The sequence below is a fragment of the Mucilaginibacter sp. A5337 genome (genome assembly GCF_059690695.1).
This window is the reverse complement of the sequence record NZ_JCAWEC010000005.1, coordinates 498,202-513,729: the sequence shown is the minus strand read 5'-3', so window position 1 is coordinate 513,729 and position 15,528 is coordinate 498,202. Positions and strand designations below refer to the sequence as shown.

The following is a 15,528-nucleotide window of genomic DNA, read 5'->3' as shown; positions in this document are numbered from 1 at the left end:
TAAAAAATAAATAGCAGAACAACTCACCCAATAATTGTAAAGTTCATGAAACTATTCTCTTCTGTTAATGACGTAGCTGATGTTAACGCACTTGTAAAAGAGGCATTGGCGCTTAAGCAGGATCCCTTTGCGCACCAGCAACTTGGTAAAAATAAAACGCTTGCCTTAGTGTTCTTAAACCCAAGTCTTCGTACACGCATGAGTACACAGAAAGCTGCTATCAATCTGGGCATGAATGTGATGGTGCTTAATATCGACAAAGAAGGCTGGGCGCTTGAACTCCGCGACGGCGTGATCATGGACGGTACCACCGTTGAGCATATCCGTGAGGCAGCAGGTGTTATGGGGCAATATGCTGATATCATCGGCGTGCGTTCGTTCCCTGGTTTGAGGAACCGTGAGGAAGATTACAGCGAAATGATTTTCAATAAGTTTGTTGAGTTTTGCAAAGTTCCGGTTGTAAGCCTGGAATCAGCTACCCGCCACCCGCTGCAAAGCCTTGCCGACTTAATCACCATCGAAGAACTAAAGAAAATAGCACGTCCTAAAGTGGTATTAACCTGGGCCCCGCATATCAAACCTTTGCCGCAGGCTGTTCCAAACTCATTTTCTGAATGGATGTGCAAGGCCGATGTTGACTTTACCATCGTTCAGCCTAAAGGCTATGAGCTTTGTACCGATTTTACCCAGGGTGCAAACATCACTTACAACCAGGACGAAGCTTTAGCCGGTGCGGATTTCATCTACGTAAAAAACTGGTCAGCTTATGAGCCTTATGGTAATATATTGGGCAAACACGAAGAGTGGATGCTCACCAATAAAAAGCTGGAGCAAACCAATAATGCTAAAGTAATGCATTGCTTGCCTGTACGCCGTAATCTGGAACTTTCTGATGAAATATTAGACGGACCAAGCTCAATCGTTGTACATGAGGCTGGCAACCGCGTTTGGGCGGCCCAGGCTGTGCTAAAACAAATGCTGGAGAGTTTGTAAGTAAAATACTCTATATAAAACAGGAGTCAGACAGCCTTTGTCTTGACTCTTGTTTCTTCCCTTCTTAAATCTTTTCTCAAGATGTACACGCCAAAACACTTCCAGTTAACGGATGAGCAGGAAGCTATCAGCTTTTTTATGCAGCGCTATAGCTTTGCTACAATCGTAACGGCTACTGATAATATTCCGTTTGCTACTCACCTCCCCTTTTTGGTAAGTAAGCGTGATGATAAAATTGTATTGTCATCACATTTTGCTAAGGCAAATCCGCAGGCTACTGAAATTATTGAAAAAGAGGTTTTAGTGATATTTACTGAGCCCCACGCTTATATATCGCCCAAACATTACGAAAAGGAAACTAATGTTCCCACCTGGAACTACATTGCAGTGCATGCTTACGGCAAAGCCACGATATTATCTGAAGGTGAACAAACTGCTAATTTGTTAGCGCAGATGATCAGCAATTATGAAGCTGATTACCTAACGCAATGGAATAATCTTCCTAATGAGTATAAACAACGGATGATGAAAGGCATTGTGGCCTTTGAGATCATGGTTAACGATCTGCAAGGCAAACAGAAACTTAGTCAAAATCGTACTGAAGTGGAACGGGAAAACATCATTGAAGCGCTGGATAAGAGCAAAGATACTACCGAGGCAGAGATTGCTAAATATATGTCGCGCCTTAAATAATTAACTACCGCGGGTTTAGCGCAGCGTAACCCGTGGGGCATATCAGTTAAGTTTTCAACTTAACTACTGAAGTTAAAAACTTCAACCATGGCTAATCACGGGTTACGCTGCGCTAAACCCGCGGCAGAATTATAGAATGTTTTATTCTTCTATCTTTTTGGAAGCACTATTGATCATTCTGTTTAAAGTTAGCCCCTGTACAATCACCGAAAATATCACGATAAAATAACTTCCCGACAGGATCAGGTGCCTGTATGGCGTATTGGGAAGCGACAATGCCAGAGCTATTGAGATCCCCCCGCGCAAGCCCGCCCAGGTCATGATATTGATATTGCTGTAGTTTACCTTAAGCGTATGCCTTAAAAACGTGAGCGGCAGCATAATACTTAGCCAGCGAGCTATTAAAACAGTAACGATAGAAACACTCCCTGTAATCCAGTAATTATTTACGAAAGGCAAATTAACCAGTTGCAGGCCTATCATTACAAATAAAATCGTGTTCAGAATCTCATCAACCAGCTTCCAGAATTTCTCCAATGCCTCATGCGATTTTTCTTTATTATCCTGATTAATGGATTGCCCGCCTGCAAATAATCCGGCTATAACTACTGACAGCGGAAGTGAAAAACTAAGTAATACTGCCAATACCGATAATCCCATCACCAGGGCCAGGGAGATCAGCACAATAGTCTGAAAATCTTTAACCGAATGCATAAGCCGATGGGCTATGTAGCCTAAAATTGCTCCGGCTACTATTCCGCCGATAATCTCCTTGATGATAAGCATCGTTACTTTAGCCAACTCAATTTTTTCTTCGCCTACCCGGGCTATTTCTAAAATAATCACAAACAGGATAAGCCCTATCCCATCGTTAAACAGCGATTCGCCCGAAATAATAGTTTCCAAATTGGCTGGTAGTTTGGAATTACGGATAATAGCCGATACTGCAACCGGATCAGTAGGTGAAATCAACGCGCCAAACAACAGGCAGTAGATCAGCGGCATATGGATATGAAAGACGGGGGCCACATAAAATAGCCAAAGTCCAAAAACAGCGGTTGAAATAATAACACCTAACGTGCTTAGTACAAATACCGGGCGCATTTCTTTCTTCAGTTTCCGGCCATCCAAATTAAACGAACTTGAAAAAAGCAGGAAGCCAAGCAGCACATTCAATACGGCTTTTGAAAAATTGATATTTTTAGCAAGAGTGCCGAGATAACCGGCTATTGATGAGTCGACTTTATCAACGATAAGTATCGTTATAGAAGCTATTGTTGCCAACAGTACAATACCAATGGTACCCGGCAACTTAATATAGCGCGCGTTAAGGTATGAGAAAACCGCGCTTACAATAACCAGTAAAGCAATTACAACAAACAGATCCATAAATACTTACAAGTAAGGATTTAAAAGGACTATTGTTTGTTTTTATCTCGATTCTGGATCAGTCATCCGGGTCTCCGGATTAAAAAAACGTACTATTAGTCGGTTATCGCTGTTTTTGGTGAAGTAGTTGATAGCCCAGCTAAAAAATATGATGCCCTTATTAGTAAATCCTGCCAGCGACATGATATGTACAAAGCCCCACACCAACCAGGCAAAAAATCCCTGGAAATGAATTTTCCCCAAATCAGCCACTGCCTTATTACGCCCGATGGTGGCCAGGGAACCCTTATCCCTGTATTTGAATGGTACCAGCGGTTTACGATCAAACATCCGGTAAACATTTTCGCCAAGGTTTTGCCCTTGCTGAATAGCTACAGGGGCTACACCGGGATGGCCGTTTGGATATTCGTCGGTGATCATAGCCGCGACATCGCCTATGGCATAAATATTTTTATAGCCCTTTACTTTATTAAACTCATCAACCAGGATCCTGTTGCCGCGCGCAATGTTATCGACAGCAATTCCTTCCGGCACTTCTCCTTTCACTCCCGCCGCCCAAAGTACGTTACGGGTAAGGATAGTTGTCCCATTATCTATTTTAAGCAAATAGCCATTATAACTTTCTACGTGCACACTATTATAAATAGTCACGTTCATATCTTCCAGAAATTTTTTGGCCTTTGCACGGGCTTTGGGCGAAAAAGCAGCAAGTAAGTCCGGCTTACCTTCAACAAGATAAACCTTCATGCTATGTTTACGCAGGCCATGATAATCCTTCATTAATATCAGCTCGCGCATTTCGGCCAAAGCACCGGAAAGTTCCACACCGGTAGGGCCACCGCCCACTACAACAAAAGTCATTAATGCTGCCTTTTCTTCCGGGTCTTTAGACACCAGCGACATCTCCAGATTTTGCAGGATCAGGCTCCGTAAGTTTAATGCCTCCGGAATGTTTTTCATCGGCATGGCAAAATGTTCAATCTCTTTATTGCCAAAAAAGTTCGTATTTGAGCCTGTAGCTATAGCGAGGTAGTCGTAATAAATGGTACCGATATCGGTATCAAGTGTATTGCTTTCGGCATTGATCTTCTTCACCTCTGCAAGTGCGAAGCGAAAATTCTTTTGCCGCGTAAAGATACGCCGTAAAGGAAAACCGATTGAATCGGCAGCTATGGAGCCCCCGGCAACCTGGTACAATAAGGGTTGAAACGTGTGATAATTATGCTTATCGATCATCAGCACATCAACAGGTGCATCTTTTAATTTCTTAGCTAACTGGATGCCGCCAAATCCTCCCCCAATAATTGCCACCCGCGGCCTGGTATTCTTTTTTTGCTCCATAGATAGGTATAAGCAAGGATGATCCCTTAAAGTTTTCCAATATTACTAATTCTTTCATAATCAAATTGTAAACTTAAACTGCAAATTCAGTTATTCATTTTTAAATCAATTTTTGAAAAAACACACTATATTTTCGTAATTTTAACAGTTTTCCGCTCAAAAAAGTGGAAATTTGACATTAAAAGAGTTATATTGACAGCTGGAATGGACAAAATTGATACAGATCATATCAAAACGGGGAAATTAACCTCAAATAAGGATCTTTATATAATCAAAATAGGTGGAAACGTTATTGATAACTCAGAAAACCTATATCATTTTTTAAAGGACTTTGAAGCGCTTGATGGCCTCAAGATCCTGGTACACGGAGGTGGGAAAGTGGCCACGCAAATGGCCGAAGATTTAGGCATCGAATCAAAAATGGTTGACGGCAGGCGCATCACCGATATTGAAACATTACGGGTGGTTACCATGGTGTACGGTGGCCTCATCAATAAAAATATTGTAGCCCAATTGCAGCGCTTTGGTAATAACGCCATAGGCTTAACCGGCGCCGACGGTAATTTTATTAAAGCGGTTAAACGACCGGTAAAAACCATTGATTACGGCTTTGTGGGCGATATTGTTAAAGATTCAATAAACCCCGAAAATATAAGCCGCTTATTAGAAGCAGGCTTTACCCCTGTTTTTTGCGCCATTACGCACGATGGTGAAGGGCAGTTGCTAAATACCAATGCTGATACCATCGCTTCGGCCCTGGCTGTAGCCTTATCTGGATTGTATGACACCACGCTGATATACTGTTTTGAGAAGAAAGGTGTGTTAAAAGATATTAATGACGAAGAATCGCTGATAAGGGAAATTGACCCGCAGCATTACGAAGAACTGAAAGTGGAAAGGATAATACATAGCGGAATGCTACCTAAACTTGATAATGCTTTTACCGCAATTGCTTGCGGAGTAAAGGCTGTGATTATTGGCAAATCAGATGATCTTGGTCAATTGAAAGATAACAAACCATTTGGAACACGTTTAACGAAAAACGCATGAACTCTCAACAGCACATCTCAATATTAGGCTCTGGTAATATAGGCCTGTCATTAGCCAAAGGTTTAGTTAAATCGGGGATTTGTAAGCCGCAGCAAATATCATTAACACGCCGCAACGTAGCCGCATTGTCTCAATTTGCCGATCAAGGGTATCATGTATCTGATAACAACCTGCGTGCCGTGCGTAAAGCCGACATTATTGTGCTGGCCGTACTGCCACAACAGCTTAACAAACTGTTAGATGAAATTAAACCATCGTTAAAACCGGATAAACAACTATTAATTTCCGTTATCTCAGGCGTTAGCTGTGCCGATATTCGCCAGCACCTCGACCTAAACGTGCAGATAGTTCGCGCTATGCCTAATACTGCCATCGCTATTGGTCATTCCATGACATGTATCGCTACAGATAACGGCACCAACAAAAACATCAACCTGGCCAAATCGCTTTTTGATACAGTTGGTGTAACCATACAAATCAATGAGGAATTGATGACCTCGGCCACCGCGCTTTGTGCCTGTGGTATCGCTTTCTTTTTAAGATCGATCCGCGCTGCCTCACAAGGTGGCACAGAAATTGGCTTCCATGCCCACGACGCATTGAAAATGGCAGCCCAAACCGCTAAAGGTGCGGCCGACCTGCTATTACAACTGGCATCGCACCCAGAACAGGAAATTGACAAGGTAACTTCGCCAAGCGGCTGTACTATTGCAGGCCTGAACGAGATGGAGCACCACGGTTTCAGTTCGGCTATGATAAAGGGCATCCGTTTATCTGCCGAAAAAGCGGGCGATTTGTATAAAAAAGACAGTTAATTTAAGCAAAAAGCTTAAGGCAGACGGCTCAAAGCTTTTTAATCATTATATTTCGATCGTTTTGATAGTGTATATCAAAATGAGTTATTTTAAAAAAAGCAGTTCAGATACAAGCTATTTACATTCAATTAATTATAAATAGCTACAGCACTTTGGTATAGTTATGGTATTTGGCTGTTGATCTTTTCAGTATAAAATGTTAACAGTAGAAAAAATTGGCGGTACATCCATGACCGCTTTGGGTGATGTGATCAAAAACATCATCCTGTTTGAACGCAGCGGTGACCAACTTTACAACCGCATATTTGTAGTATCAGCATTTTCGGGGGTAACCAATCTCCTGCTCGAAAACAAAAAAACCGGCGCGCCTGGTGTGTATCATAAGCTTGCCAACTACAAGGATTTCCATACACCTTTAAAACAACTGATTACCCGCTTAAAGCAGATCAATAAAACTTATGAAAGCCTTGGTCTTAATGTTGCCGAAGCCGATAAGTACATTGAAACCAGGATAAAGGATGCGCAAACTTACCTTGAAAACCTGGCCAATATCCTTGCATCCGGTTATGTAGGTAAGGAAGGTATTTTACAGGCTGCCCGCGAGATCCTGGCATCTATAGGCGAAAGTCATTCGGCTTTTAACTTTACGAATATCCTGCAAAACATGGGTATTAACGCTACTTTAGTTGATTTGAGCGGATTTCATGACCACCGTGCATTAACTATCGACCAGCGCATTAAAAAAGATCTGGCACATATTGATTTTACAAAAACCATCACCATTGTTACCGGCTACGCCAAAGGTACCGAAGGCATCATGCGTGAGTTTGACCGTGGATACTCCGAAGTTACCTTCAGCAAAATTGCAGTTGCTGTTGAACCACAGGAGGCCATCATTCACAAGGAGTACCACCTTTGTACTGCCGACCCACAACTGGTTGGTGTTGAAAACTGTTTCCCGGTAGGTAACACCAATTATGATGTTGCCGATCAGCTGGCCGATGTAGGCATGGAAGCTATCCATCCCAAGGCATCAAAACCTTTGGAAATAAACGATATCGACTTAAGGATCAAAAATACGTTCCAGCCAGAACACCCGGGGACACTGATCACCCGTGAGTACATTTGCGATAAAAAACGCGTTGAAGTGATTACCGGTACCGAGAAGGTGGTGATGATCGATATTTACGACCCATCAATGGTGGGTAACGTAGGTACCGATTTCCACATCATGCAGCTGTTTTACAAGTTTGGTGTCAGCTACAGCTTTAAAGCCACGAGTGCTAACAGCATTTCTATCGTGATATGGGAAAAAGACCTGAATAAAAAACTGATCAGCGAACTGGAAGACAATTATGAAAAAGTAACTGTCGAAAAAGTAGCCATGGTTTGTTTGATTGGTTCCAATATGGACCAGCCGGGCTTATTGGCCAAAGCAGCAACAGCTCTTGCTCAAAAAGGCATCAATATCAGAAGCGGCGGCTTTGCCTTAAGAATGGTAAATATCCAGTTTTTGATAGCCCGTGAAGATTTCGATGAAGCTATCCGCGCTTTGAACAAGGCGATGTGCTAATCGAGGTTAAAGGCGAAAGGCATTATGTTAAATAGGAATATAAAACAACCTTTTACCTTTCGCCTTTCGCCTCAATGTAACTTTCCCGTAGCTTATTTCATTAAGCCGTAAGTTTTCAGCATATTTAGGTTTTGACATCTTTCCTGTATGCGTAAACTTTTACTATCAGCTTGCCTGTTATTGGCTATTGGGGTTCATGTATCTGCTCAAAAATCCCCTAAAAAACCCTTAGATCATTCTGTTTTTGATGGATGGCAAAGCATAGCGGGTCAACGCATCAGCAATGATGGTAAATGGATAGGTTATGTAATAAAACCACAACAGGGAGATGCAGAGCTTGTTATCAAAACCAGCAAAAACACAACCTTAGTAAAAATACCCCGCGCTGATACGGTAAAAATAACCGGAGATTCAAAGTTTGCCGTATGCCTCATCCGGCCGTTTTACCAGGAAACAAGGCAGGCTAAAATCAAAAAGAAAAAACAATCCGATTTTCCAAAAGACACCTTAGGCATAATTACTTTGGGATCATCATCGATAACCAAAGTTGCGGCCATACGTTCCTTTAAAATAGCAGAGAACGCGCCGGTTGTTGCTTATCTGGCAGCTGCTGATACTGTTAAAAAGCCCGTTACCAGCGATACGTCAAAAAAAGCTATTGCAGTAACCGTTGCCCCTCCTACCCACGATGGCGCCGATTTAACTATTAGAAAACTAAACACCGGCACCCAACGAACTTTCAAATATGTTACCGAATACCAGGTAAGTAAAAATGGAAAATGGGTTGCATTTGCGGTAACGGCACCAGCCAAGCAAAAAGAGGTTACATCCGGCTTGTATTTATTTGAAGTTGAGAAAAACACAGTTAAACGGTTGAGTACCGGCCGGGGCAATTATCATAATATCAGCATTGATGATGCCGGCAGACAGATTGCATTTACCGCTGAAAAGAATCAGGAAAAAGTATTAGTAAAACCTTTTAAACTTTATTACTATAATACAACAAAAGATAGTGCGGATGTTATTGCATCAGCAGGCACGGCCGGAATTCCCAATAACTGGGCAGTAAGCGGTGATGGCAAAGTAAGCTTCAGCAAAAGTGGCAACAACCTTTTCTTTGGCACTGCCCCCATCCCGAAACCCGCAGATACTACCCTGGTTGATTTTGAGGTTGCCAAACTGGATATCTGGAACTACAAAGACGATTATTTGCAGCCACAACAGCTTAAAAACCTGCAAACCGAGTTAAAGCGAAGCTACCTTGCGGTCATTAAGCCCGAGGAATCAAATACCAAAACCGTTCAGTTAGGCAATAAGGCCATTCCCGAGATATTAACTGCCGAAAACAAGGATGCACGCTATGTTTTAGGGGTTACGGATACTGGTGCCCGCGTAGCCGCACAGTGGGAAGGCAGTACCAAACAACAGGCTATTTTAATTGATACCAAAAGCGGCAACCACAGGCTTGTCAACGCTTCCATAGGGCGTTATTATATTTCACCGCATGGCAATTATGTGCTTTGGTTTGATATGAAAGACCAAGCCTGGTATTGTTATACCATTGCTACAGGGCAAAAAATAAACCTGAGCAAGGCAGCAGGCACTAAAATGGGCGATGAGCTAAACGATGTACCGGGATACGCCTCACCATATGGTTTAGCAGGCTGGACTGCGGGCGACAAAGCCGTATTTATTTACGACAGGTACGATATATGGCGTTTTGATCCCGAAACGGGCGATGCGTTCAATTTTACTAAAGGCATCGGTCGTAAAAACAAGTTCATCATCAGGTATGATCAAACTGATCCGGAGCAGAAATTTATCCCGGTAAAAAAACCGATGTGGCTTCTTACCCAAAATGAGGAAACCAAACAATGGGGATATTTTCGAAAATTCCCTGAAGCAAACGATCAACCCGAAAAGATCGTCATGGCCCCGATGCGCTATGATAACCTATTGAAAGCTAAAAATGTCGATGCTTATATTTATACCAAAGCAAGCTATAAACAGTCGCCTGATCTCTACCTTTCTTCTGATTTGAAGAAAGAAATCAAACTAAGCAGCATTAACGCACAGCAAAGCGAATACAACTGGGGTACTGCCGAACTGGTAAGGTGGACAACACCTAAAGGTTATCAATCAAAGGGAATCCTGTATAAGCCCGAAGATTTTGACCCGGCTAAGAAGTACCCAATGGTGGTTTATTTTTATGAAAAGCTATCCGACGGGCTTTATAATTATATTCCCCCTGCCCCCACACCATCCCGACTACCTATTTCATTTTTCGTAAGTAATGGTTACCTGGTTTTCGCGCCGGATATCAGTTATCAAACCGGGCATCCGGGAGCTTCGGCAGTTGAGTTTATTAATTCGGGCGTTGAATCACTAAAGAAAAACGCTTGGGTTGACGCAGCGCATATCGGCATACAGGGCCAAAGCTGGGGCGGCTACCAGGTGGCATATCTTATTACCCAAACTAATATGTACGCAGCGGCATGGGCTGGCGCACCGGTAGCCAATATGACTTCGGCCTATGGCGGTATCAGGTGGGAATCTGGCTTGAACAGGCAATTTCAATATGAAAAATCGCAAAGCCGTATTGGTGCAACGCTTTGGGAAAAGCCGGAACTATATATCGAAAATTCGCCCCTATTTCAGCTGCCTAAAGTAAAAACGCCAGTTATGATCATGAGCAACGATGCAGACGGGGCCGTGCCATGGTACCAGGGCATTGAAATGTTTACGGCACTACGCCGCTTAGGCAAGCCCGTTTGGCTGTTGCAATATAATGGCGAAGCCCACAACCTTGTTCTACGCCAAAACAAGAAAGATATTACTATCCGCGAGCAGCAATTTTTCGATCACTTTTTAAAAGGTGCCCCAATGCCTGTTTGGATGGATAAAGGTGTGCCTGCAGTAGATAAAGGAAAAGATTGGGGATTGGAATTGGAAAAGTAATTACATCTCTCCTCTACATGTCATTGCGAGGAAGAACGACGAAGCAATCTCGTAGCTATGCAGATCGAATATGCATTGGCTACGAGATTGCCGCGCTACGCTCGCAATGACATGGCTTCGACAAGCTTCTGATTAAACGCTTCAATACGGATCAATATCGGGCTGTACAATACTGCCGGTGCTAAGCTTGGTTGTATAATATTGAGTGATCACATCCCGTAAAACAGATTTTGCTTTTACGATGGAGATGCCATCCTTCTCAAACTTAAGCATGATGCTTTTGATGTAGTAATTACGGATCCTGCTGATGAGCGGCTGCTCCGGGCCTATCACCCGTTCGCCAAAATGCTCCCGGAGGCGTGCGCCGAGATATTCGGCCTGGTTATAAAGCACATCCGGATTTTTATGTTTGATATCAAGGTTGATGATACGATAGAATGGCGGGTATTTAAAGCTTTTCCGCTCTTCCATCTCCGTAAAATAAAGATCGGCGTAATTGTTGTCAATTACCTGTTTTAATACCCGGTGGTAAATATCATAGGTTTGCACTACTACTTTACCCTGTTTGCCCCTTCGTCCTGCCCTGCCGCTCACCTGCGACAGGAGTTGGTACCCGCGTTCGTTAGCCCTGTAATCCGGGAATTTCAGCAAGCTATCCGCATTAATAATCCCAATGAGCGTCACATCAGAAAAGTCGAGCCCTTTGGCTACCATCTGGGTGCCAACCAAAATATCTATCCGTTTTTCTTCCAGATCATTAAGGATAGTCTGTAGGGAGTTTCTTGACCGTGTGGTATCCAAATCCATACGGGCAATCCGGGCTTCGGGCAATAAAACGCTCAGCTCGTCCTCTATTTTTTCGGTGCCGAAGCCTTTGTATTCCAAATGGGTTGAGCCACAGGCCGGGCAAATGGATGGTGTGTCTTCCTTATAGCCACAGTAATGGCAATGCAGTTTGCCGCTGCTTTTATGATAGGTTAGGCTTACATCACAATTGATACATTTAGGCGTGTAAGCACAAACTTTACACATCAGGATAGGTGCATAGCCACGGCGGTTTTGAAACAAAATCACCTGCTCTTTATTTTCAAGCGCCTGTTTTATCCCCTCCATCAACACACTGGTAAAGTGCGACTGGATAGTTTTCTGTTTGGTTTCATGCGCGATGCTTACCACCTGCACATCAGGCAGTTCAACGCCTCCGAAGCGTTCAGTTAATTCGGCAAAACCGTATTTATGTGTGCGGGCATTGTAGTAGCTTTCAAAAGAGGGCGTAGCCGAACCCAGCAGCACTTTACCCTGGTGCATGTTGGCTAAAAAAATGGCTGCATCACGTGCATTATAGCGCGGCGCCGGGTCAAATTGCTTGTAAGAGGTTTCATGTTCTTCATCAACAATGATCAGGCCCAGATCAGCAAACGGTAAAAACACCGACGAACGGGCACCAAGCACAATCTTGTACTCTCCGCTTAAAACTTTTTGCCAAACTTCTACCCGCTCATTATCATTAAAGCGGGAATGATAAACGCCAATGTCAGCACCAAAATATGCCCTGAGACGTTCGATGATATGCGTTGTGAGCGCAATTTCGGGCAGCAGGTAAAGCACCTGTTTACCATTGCGTACAATCTCTTCTATCAGCCTTACATACAACTGTGTTTTGCCCGATGAGGTTACACCATGTAACAGGGCCACATCTTTCTCTTTAAACTGCTCACGAATGCTTTGAAGCACCCCGGTTTGCTGCTCGCTCAACTCGAAGTTATTTCCTTCGCCCTCTTCTCCTTCAAAATGCAAACGGCTAACGCTCCTATCTTCCGAAAAAAAGATTTCTTTTTCAATGAGCGATTTAATACTTGATTCGCCCGCCCCGCTCTCTTCAATAAGTTCGTTTTTGGTGATATTTTTTGAATGACGGGACAGTTTGATATAAGCCAGTAAAGCATCGGCCTGTTTAGGCGCACGTTTTTCCAATATCGGGAATAGCTCCCGTAGATTATCCTGATTATTGTAAACCGGGTTAAGGGTAATGAATGTGCGCTTACGTGGCTTGTAGCGTTCACTAACTTCTTCGGATATATTGATGATATTTTTCTCAAACATCAGCTTCAATATCGGCATTACAGTTTTTTGCCCCAACAGCTTGGTAATATCGCTAATAGTAAGCTCTGGCTGAATTTCAAGGGCCTCAACAATTAAAAACTCCTTATCATGAAGTGTAGCTTTATCTATCTCGTATTCACGGTTAAGCACGATACGGGTTTCGCTTGCCAGCTTTAATGCCGATGGTAGCGCAGCATTCATCACCTCGCCTATATTGCACATGTAGTAATCGGCCAGCCACTGCCAAAACTCAAGCTGTTGTGGGGTCACAACTGGGCGGTCATCCAATATTTCGATGATGTATTTGGCCTCATACTTTTCAGGCGCCAGTTTGCCAATCTCCTTAACAATAGCTGTATACAGTTTGCTTTTGCCAAACTGCACCACCACTCTTTTGCCTATAGCAATAGCATTGTTTTGCTCGTAAGGTATCCGGTAAGTATAGTTTTTTGAAATAGCCAGGGGCAAAATCACTTCGGCAAAAAGTGTTTCGCGGTCGGTATGTTCAATTTCGGCAAACTCTAACATGTATTATTATTTGTTGCGGATAGCAGCTAAGGCCAGCATCAGCCAACCCAGTATGAACAATAAACCACCAACAGGTGTAATTGGCCCCATAAATACAAGCCAGTTCCAGCCAAGCAAATCACGGCATGAAAGCAGGTATAACGACCCTGAAAAAAGGATGATGCCAAAAGTAAAAAGGTAATGCGCGGCAGATATCAGCCCTCCGTCCCTGTTACCTGCAAAGGCAGCCAGGAATAGCAAGGCAAAAACATGGTAAAAATTATATTGAACAGCGGTATGCCAAACCTCAAGCTGTGAAGGCGTTAACACAGCTTTTAATCCATGTGCGCCAAAAGCGCCGGTTATAACGGCCAGCATACCTAAAAACGAAGCAGTAATAATTATTTGTTTGTTCATGCAGATATAAAAAGCTAAGTTAACCAATTGAAAGTATTACTTTAACGCCGTGGGGTAAAATTCTATATTTGCTGCACACCCCTGCTATGAAACGACTGATAGTAACCACTATATTTTTAATTATAGCTACCGTGCTTGTAACGGTGTTATATTTTAAAAATTTGAGTCCGCCGGGAGTGCGTACCGGGCAGGTTATGCATGCTATTCCTGATAATGCCGTTGCGGTATTTGAGTTTACTAACGAAAAAGGATTTTATGAGATTTTTGCAGGTAACAAACTCCTCAGTGCGTTTGCCGGGCATGATAAATTAAGCGAGCTTGATACATTACGCAAGTTGCTTATAGCTTCTCCGCAGCTCAGCCAGTTTTTTAGCGGTCAAAACATTTTTATCTCTATTCACCCAACGCATACCGACGATGTTGACCTGCTTGTAACTACCTCGGCATCAAAAAACTTTTCGGCAGCCATGTTTAATAACTTAACCGGCGTGGCCAAAAACAGTTTACAAATAGCACCGATGCAGATAGCCGCAAGCCAGGGGTATAATATTTTCGTCAAACCGTTAAACAAACATTTCTACATCATAAAAACAGGCGACAATATATTTTCGGGCAGCTTTTCAAAAGATTTGGTCGACCATAGCGCCATATACCAACAGGATAAAGGCCAAAATGGCTTTGTACCGCTGCCCGAGCAGCAAAACGCCAATTCGCTGGCAAACCTTTATATCAACTATAACCAGCTTAACCCGCTTTTTGATCAGTTGTTCATTAATAAAACTACCGATCTTTTTAAGAGTTTCCGGATGCTACCGGCTTACGCCGCATTAAACCTGAATTATAAAAGCGACGCGTTGATGTTTAACGGCTTTACAACTAAGCAAAATAATGCTACCAGCTATTTGAACATCTATTCGACCCAGCAACCGGTTGAGAACCATTTGAAAGACATTTTCCCGGCCACTACGGCCTATAGCATCAGTTTTGCTGTTTCGGACCCTAAAAAATTCGAGGCCGATCTTTCGCAATGGCATGATAAAGCAGGTGTAAGCAAGGAAAAAAACGAACTTTTAGCCAAAGTAAAATCAGAAGCGGGCCTGTTTATAAAACCGGAATTTGAAAAGCTGCTTGGTAACGAGTTTGCGATAGTTACAACGCGCTATTTTGAAAAATTCGCCATTATATCTGTTAAGGATGGCTCAAGGCTGTTTCCGCTGATGATGAATATCAGCAATATGGTGACCGATAAGGTTGGCCAGTTTAATTATGAAAAGCTGCCTTTCTTTTTATTGGGTGATGCTTTCAGCGTTTTCAGGAAGCCGTACTTTATGATTATCGACAACTATCTTATTCTTGCTACATCAGTATCCGAACTGGAGAGTTATAACGATACCTACTTTAACCGGAAATTCATCGGCAAAACAGATCAGTATACACAATTTGATAATTTACTGGCCGAAAGAAGTAACGTAGCGTACTTTATCAACTTTAAAAACATGCAGCCTGTATTAAAGCGCGATTTAAAAAAACCTTTTTACGACGCTTTTGAAAATAACAGCCCCGGTTGGAAAGACTATTATAGCGCAGCTTTTCAGCTCACTGCTTCTGATAAGAATTTTTACACCAATTTCTGCATGCGCCTGAACGCTCCCGACACCAGCTCACTAAAAAAATAAATTTGTTGTGTGT

At 42.8% G+C, this 15,528-nt stretch carries 11 protein-coding genes; 7 read left to right on the top strand and 4 right to left on the bottom strand.

Annotation, left to right across the window (positions count from 1 at the left end; translation table 11 throughout):
• Positions 1-45: 45 nt before the first annotated feature.
• The gene (locus AC59JO_RS19365) at positions 46-993 is read left to right on the top strand and encodes an N-acetylornithine carbamoyltransferase (RefSeq protein ID WP_497307277.1); all 948 of its coding nucleotides are present in this window, start codon (positions 46-48) and stop codon (positions 991-993) included.
• Between the two features lie 81 nt (positions 994-1,074).
• Positions 1,075-1,686 carry an FMN-binding negative transcriptional regulator gene (locus AC59JO_RS19360; RefSeq protein WP_497307275.1) on the top strand — a complete coding sequence of 204 codons (612 nt, stop codon included), beginning with the start codon at positions 1,075-1,077 and terminating at the stop codon, positions 1,684-1,686.
• A gap of 141 nt (positions 1,687-1,827) precedes the next feature.
• On the opposite strand, the gene AC59JO_RS19355 is transcribed toward AC59JO_RS19360, so the two are convergent.
• Together AC59JO_RS19355 and AC59JO_RS19350 are read right to left on the bottom strand one after the other, a co-directional pair.
• Positions 1,828-3,075 (bottom strand): cation:proton antiporter, encoded by a 1,248-nt coding sequence (locus AC59JO_RS19355; protein ID WP_413667531.1) that lies wholly within the window; start codon positions 3,073-3,075, stop codon positions 1,828-1,830.
• Positions 3,076-3,117: 42 nt separating this feature from the next.
• Positions 3,118-4,416 (bottom strand): NAD(P)/FAD-dependent oxidoreductase, encoded by a 1,299-nt coding sequence (locus AC59JO_RS19350; protein ID WP_413667530.1) that lies wholly within the window; start codon positions 4,414-4,416, stop codon positions 3,118-3,120.
• Positions 4,417-4,620: 204 nt separating this feature from the next.
• Between AC59JO_RS19350 and argB the strand changes: the two genes are divergently transcribed.
• From argB to AC59JO_RS19330, 4 genes are all read left to right on the top strand, one after another.
• On the top strand, positions 4,621-5,466 hold the full coding sequence (gene argB / locus AC59JO_RS19345) for an acetylglutamate kinase (RefSeq protein ID WP_413667529.1): 846 nt from the start codon (positions 4,621-4,623) through the stop codon (positions 5,464-5,466).
• Positions 5,463-6,281, top strand: a complete 819-nt coding sequence (proC, locus tag AC59JO_RS19340; RefSeq protein WP_413667528.1) for a pyrroline-5-carboxylate reductase — start codon at positions 5,463-5,465, stop codon at positions 6,279-6,281. Before argB ends, proC begins: the two co-directional genes overlap by 4 nt.
• A 196-nt stretch (positions 6,282-6,477) precedes the next feature.
• A complete protein-coding gene (locus tag AC59JO_RS19335) occupies positions 6,478-7,854 on the top strand; it encodes an aspartate kinase (RefSeq protein ID WP_497307272.1) in 1,377 nt (458 codons plus the stop codon).
• Positions 7,855-8,001: 147 nt separating this feature from the next.
• On the top strand, positions 8,002-10,812 hold the full coding sequence (locus AC59JO_RS19330; protein ID WP_497307270.1) for a S9 family peptidase: 2,811 nt from the start codon (positions 8,002-8,004) through the stop codon (positions 10,810-10,812).
• Between the two features lie 141 nt (positions 10,813-10,953).
• Here the strand turns inward: AC59JO_RS19330 and priA are convergent, their stop codons facing one another.
• Together priA and AC59JO_RS19320 are read right to left on the bottom strand one after the other, a co-directional pair.
• Complete coding sequence (priA, locus tag AC59JO_RS19325; RefSeq protein ID WP_497307268.1) at positions 10,954-13,443, bottom strand: replication restart helicase PriA; 2,490 nt, start codon at positions 13,441-13,443, stop codon at positions 10,954-10,956.
• 6 nt (positions 13,444-13,449) lie between these two features.
• On the bottom strand, positions 13,450-13,839 hold the full coding sequence (locus AC59JO_RS19320; protein WP_497307266.1) for a DUF423 domain-containing protein: 390 nt from the start codon (positions 13,837-13,839) through the stop codon (positions 13,450-13,452).
• 86 nt (positions 13,840-13,925) lie between these two features.
• Here AC59JO_RS19320 and AC59JO_RS19315 point away from each other — a divergent pair, with 86 nt between their 5' ends.
• Positions 13,926-15,515 (top strand): hypothetical protein, encoded by a 1,590-nt coding sequence (locus tag AC59JO_RS19315; protein WP_413667523.1) that lies wholly within the window; start codon positions 13,926-13,928, stop codon positions 15,513-15,515.
• The last annotated feature ends 13 nt before the right edge of the window (positions 15,516-15,528 follow it).

Excerpts from the sequence above, each read along its gene's own strand:
- AC59JO_RS19365 (WP_497307277.1), top strand. The coding sequence starts at position 46 with ATGAAACTATTCTCTTCTGTTAATGACGTAGCTGATGTTAACGCACTT.
- AC59JO_RS19360 (WP_497307275.1), top strand. The coding sequence starts at position 1,075 with ATGTACACGCCAAAACACTTCCAGTTAACGGATGAGCAGGAAGCTATC.
- AC59JO_RS19355 (WP_413667531.1), bottom strand. The coding sequence starts at position 3,075 with ATGGATCTGTTTGTTGTAATTGCTTTACTGGTTATTGTAAGCGCGGTT.
- AC59JO_RS19350 (WP_413667530.1), bottom strand. The coding sequence starts at position 4,416 with ATGGAGCAAAAAAAGAATACCAGGCCGCGGGTGGCAATTATTGGGGGA.
- argB (WP_413667529.1), top strand. The coding sequence starts at position 4,621 with ATGGACAAAATTGATACAGATCATATCAAAACGGGGAAATTAACCTCA.
- proC (WP_413667528.1), top strand. The coding sequence starts at position 5,463 with ATGAACTCTCAACAGCACATCTCAATATTAGGCTCTGGTAATATAGGC.
- AC59JO_RS19335 (WP_497307272.1), top strand. The coding sequence starts at position 6,478 with ATGTTAACAGTAGAAAAAATTGGCGGTACATCCATGACCGCTTTGGGT.
- AC59JO_RS19330 (WP_497307270.1), top strand. The coding sequence starts at position 8,002 with ATGCGTAAACTTTTACTATCAGCTTGCCTGTTATTGGCTATTGGGGTT.
- priA (WP_497307268.1), bottom strand. The coding sequence starts at position 13,443 with ATGTTAGAGTTTGCCGAAATTGAACATACCGACCGCGAAACACTTTTT.
- AC59JO_RS19320 (WP_497307266.1), bottom strand. The coding sequence starts at position 13,839 with ATGAACAAACAAATAATTATTACTGCTTCGTTTTTAGGTATGCTGGCC.
- AC59JO_RS19315 (WP_413667523.1), top strand. The coding sequence starts at position 13,926 with ATGAAACGACTGATAGTAACCACTATATTTTTAATTATAGCTACCGTG.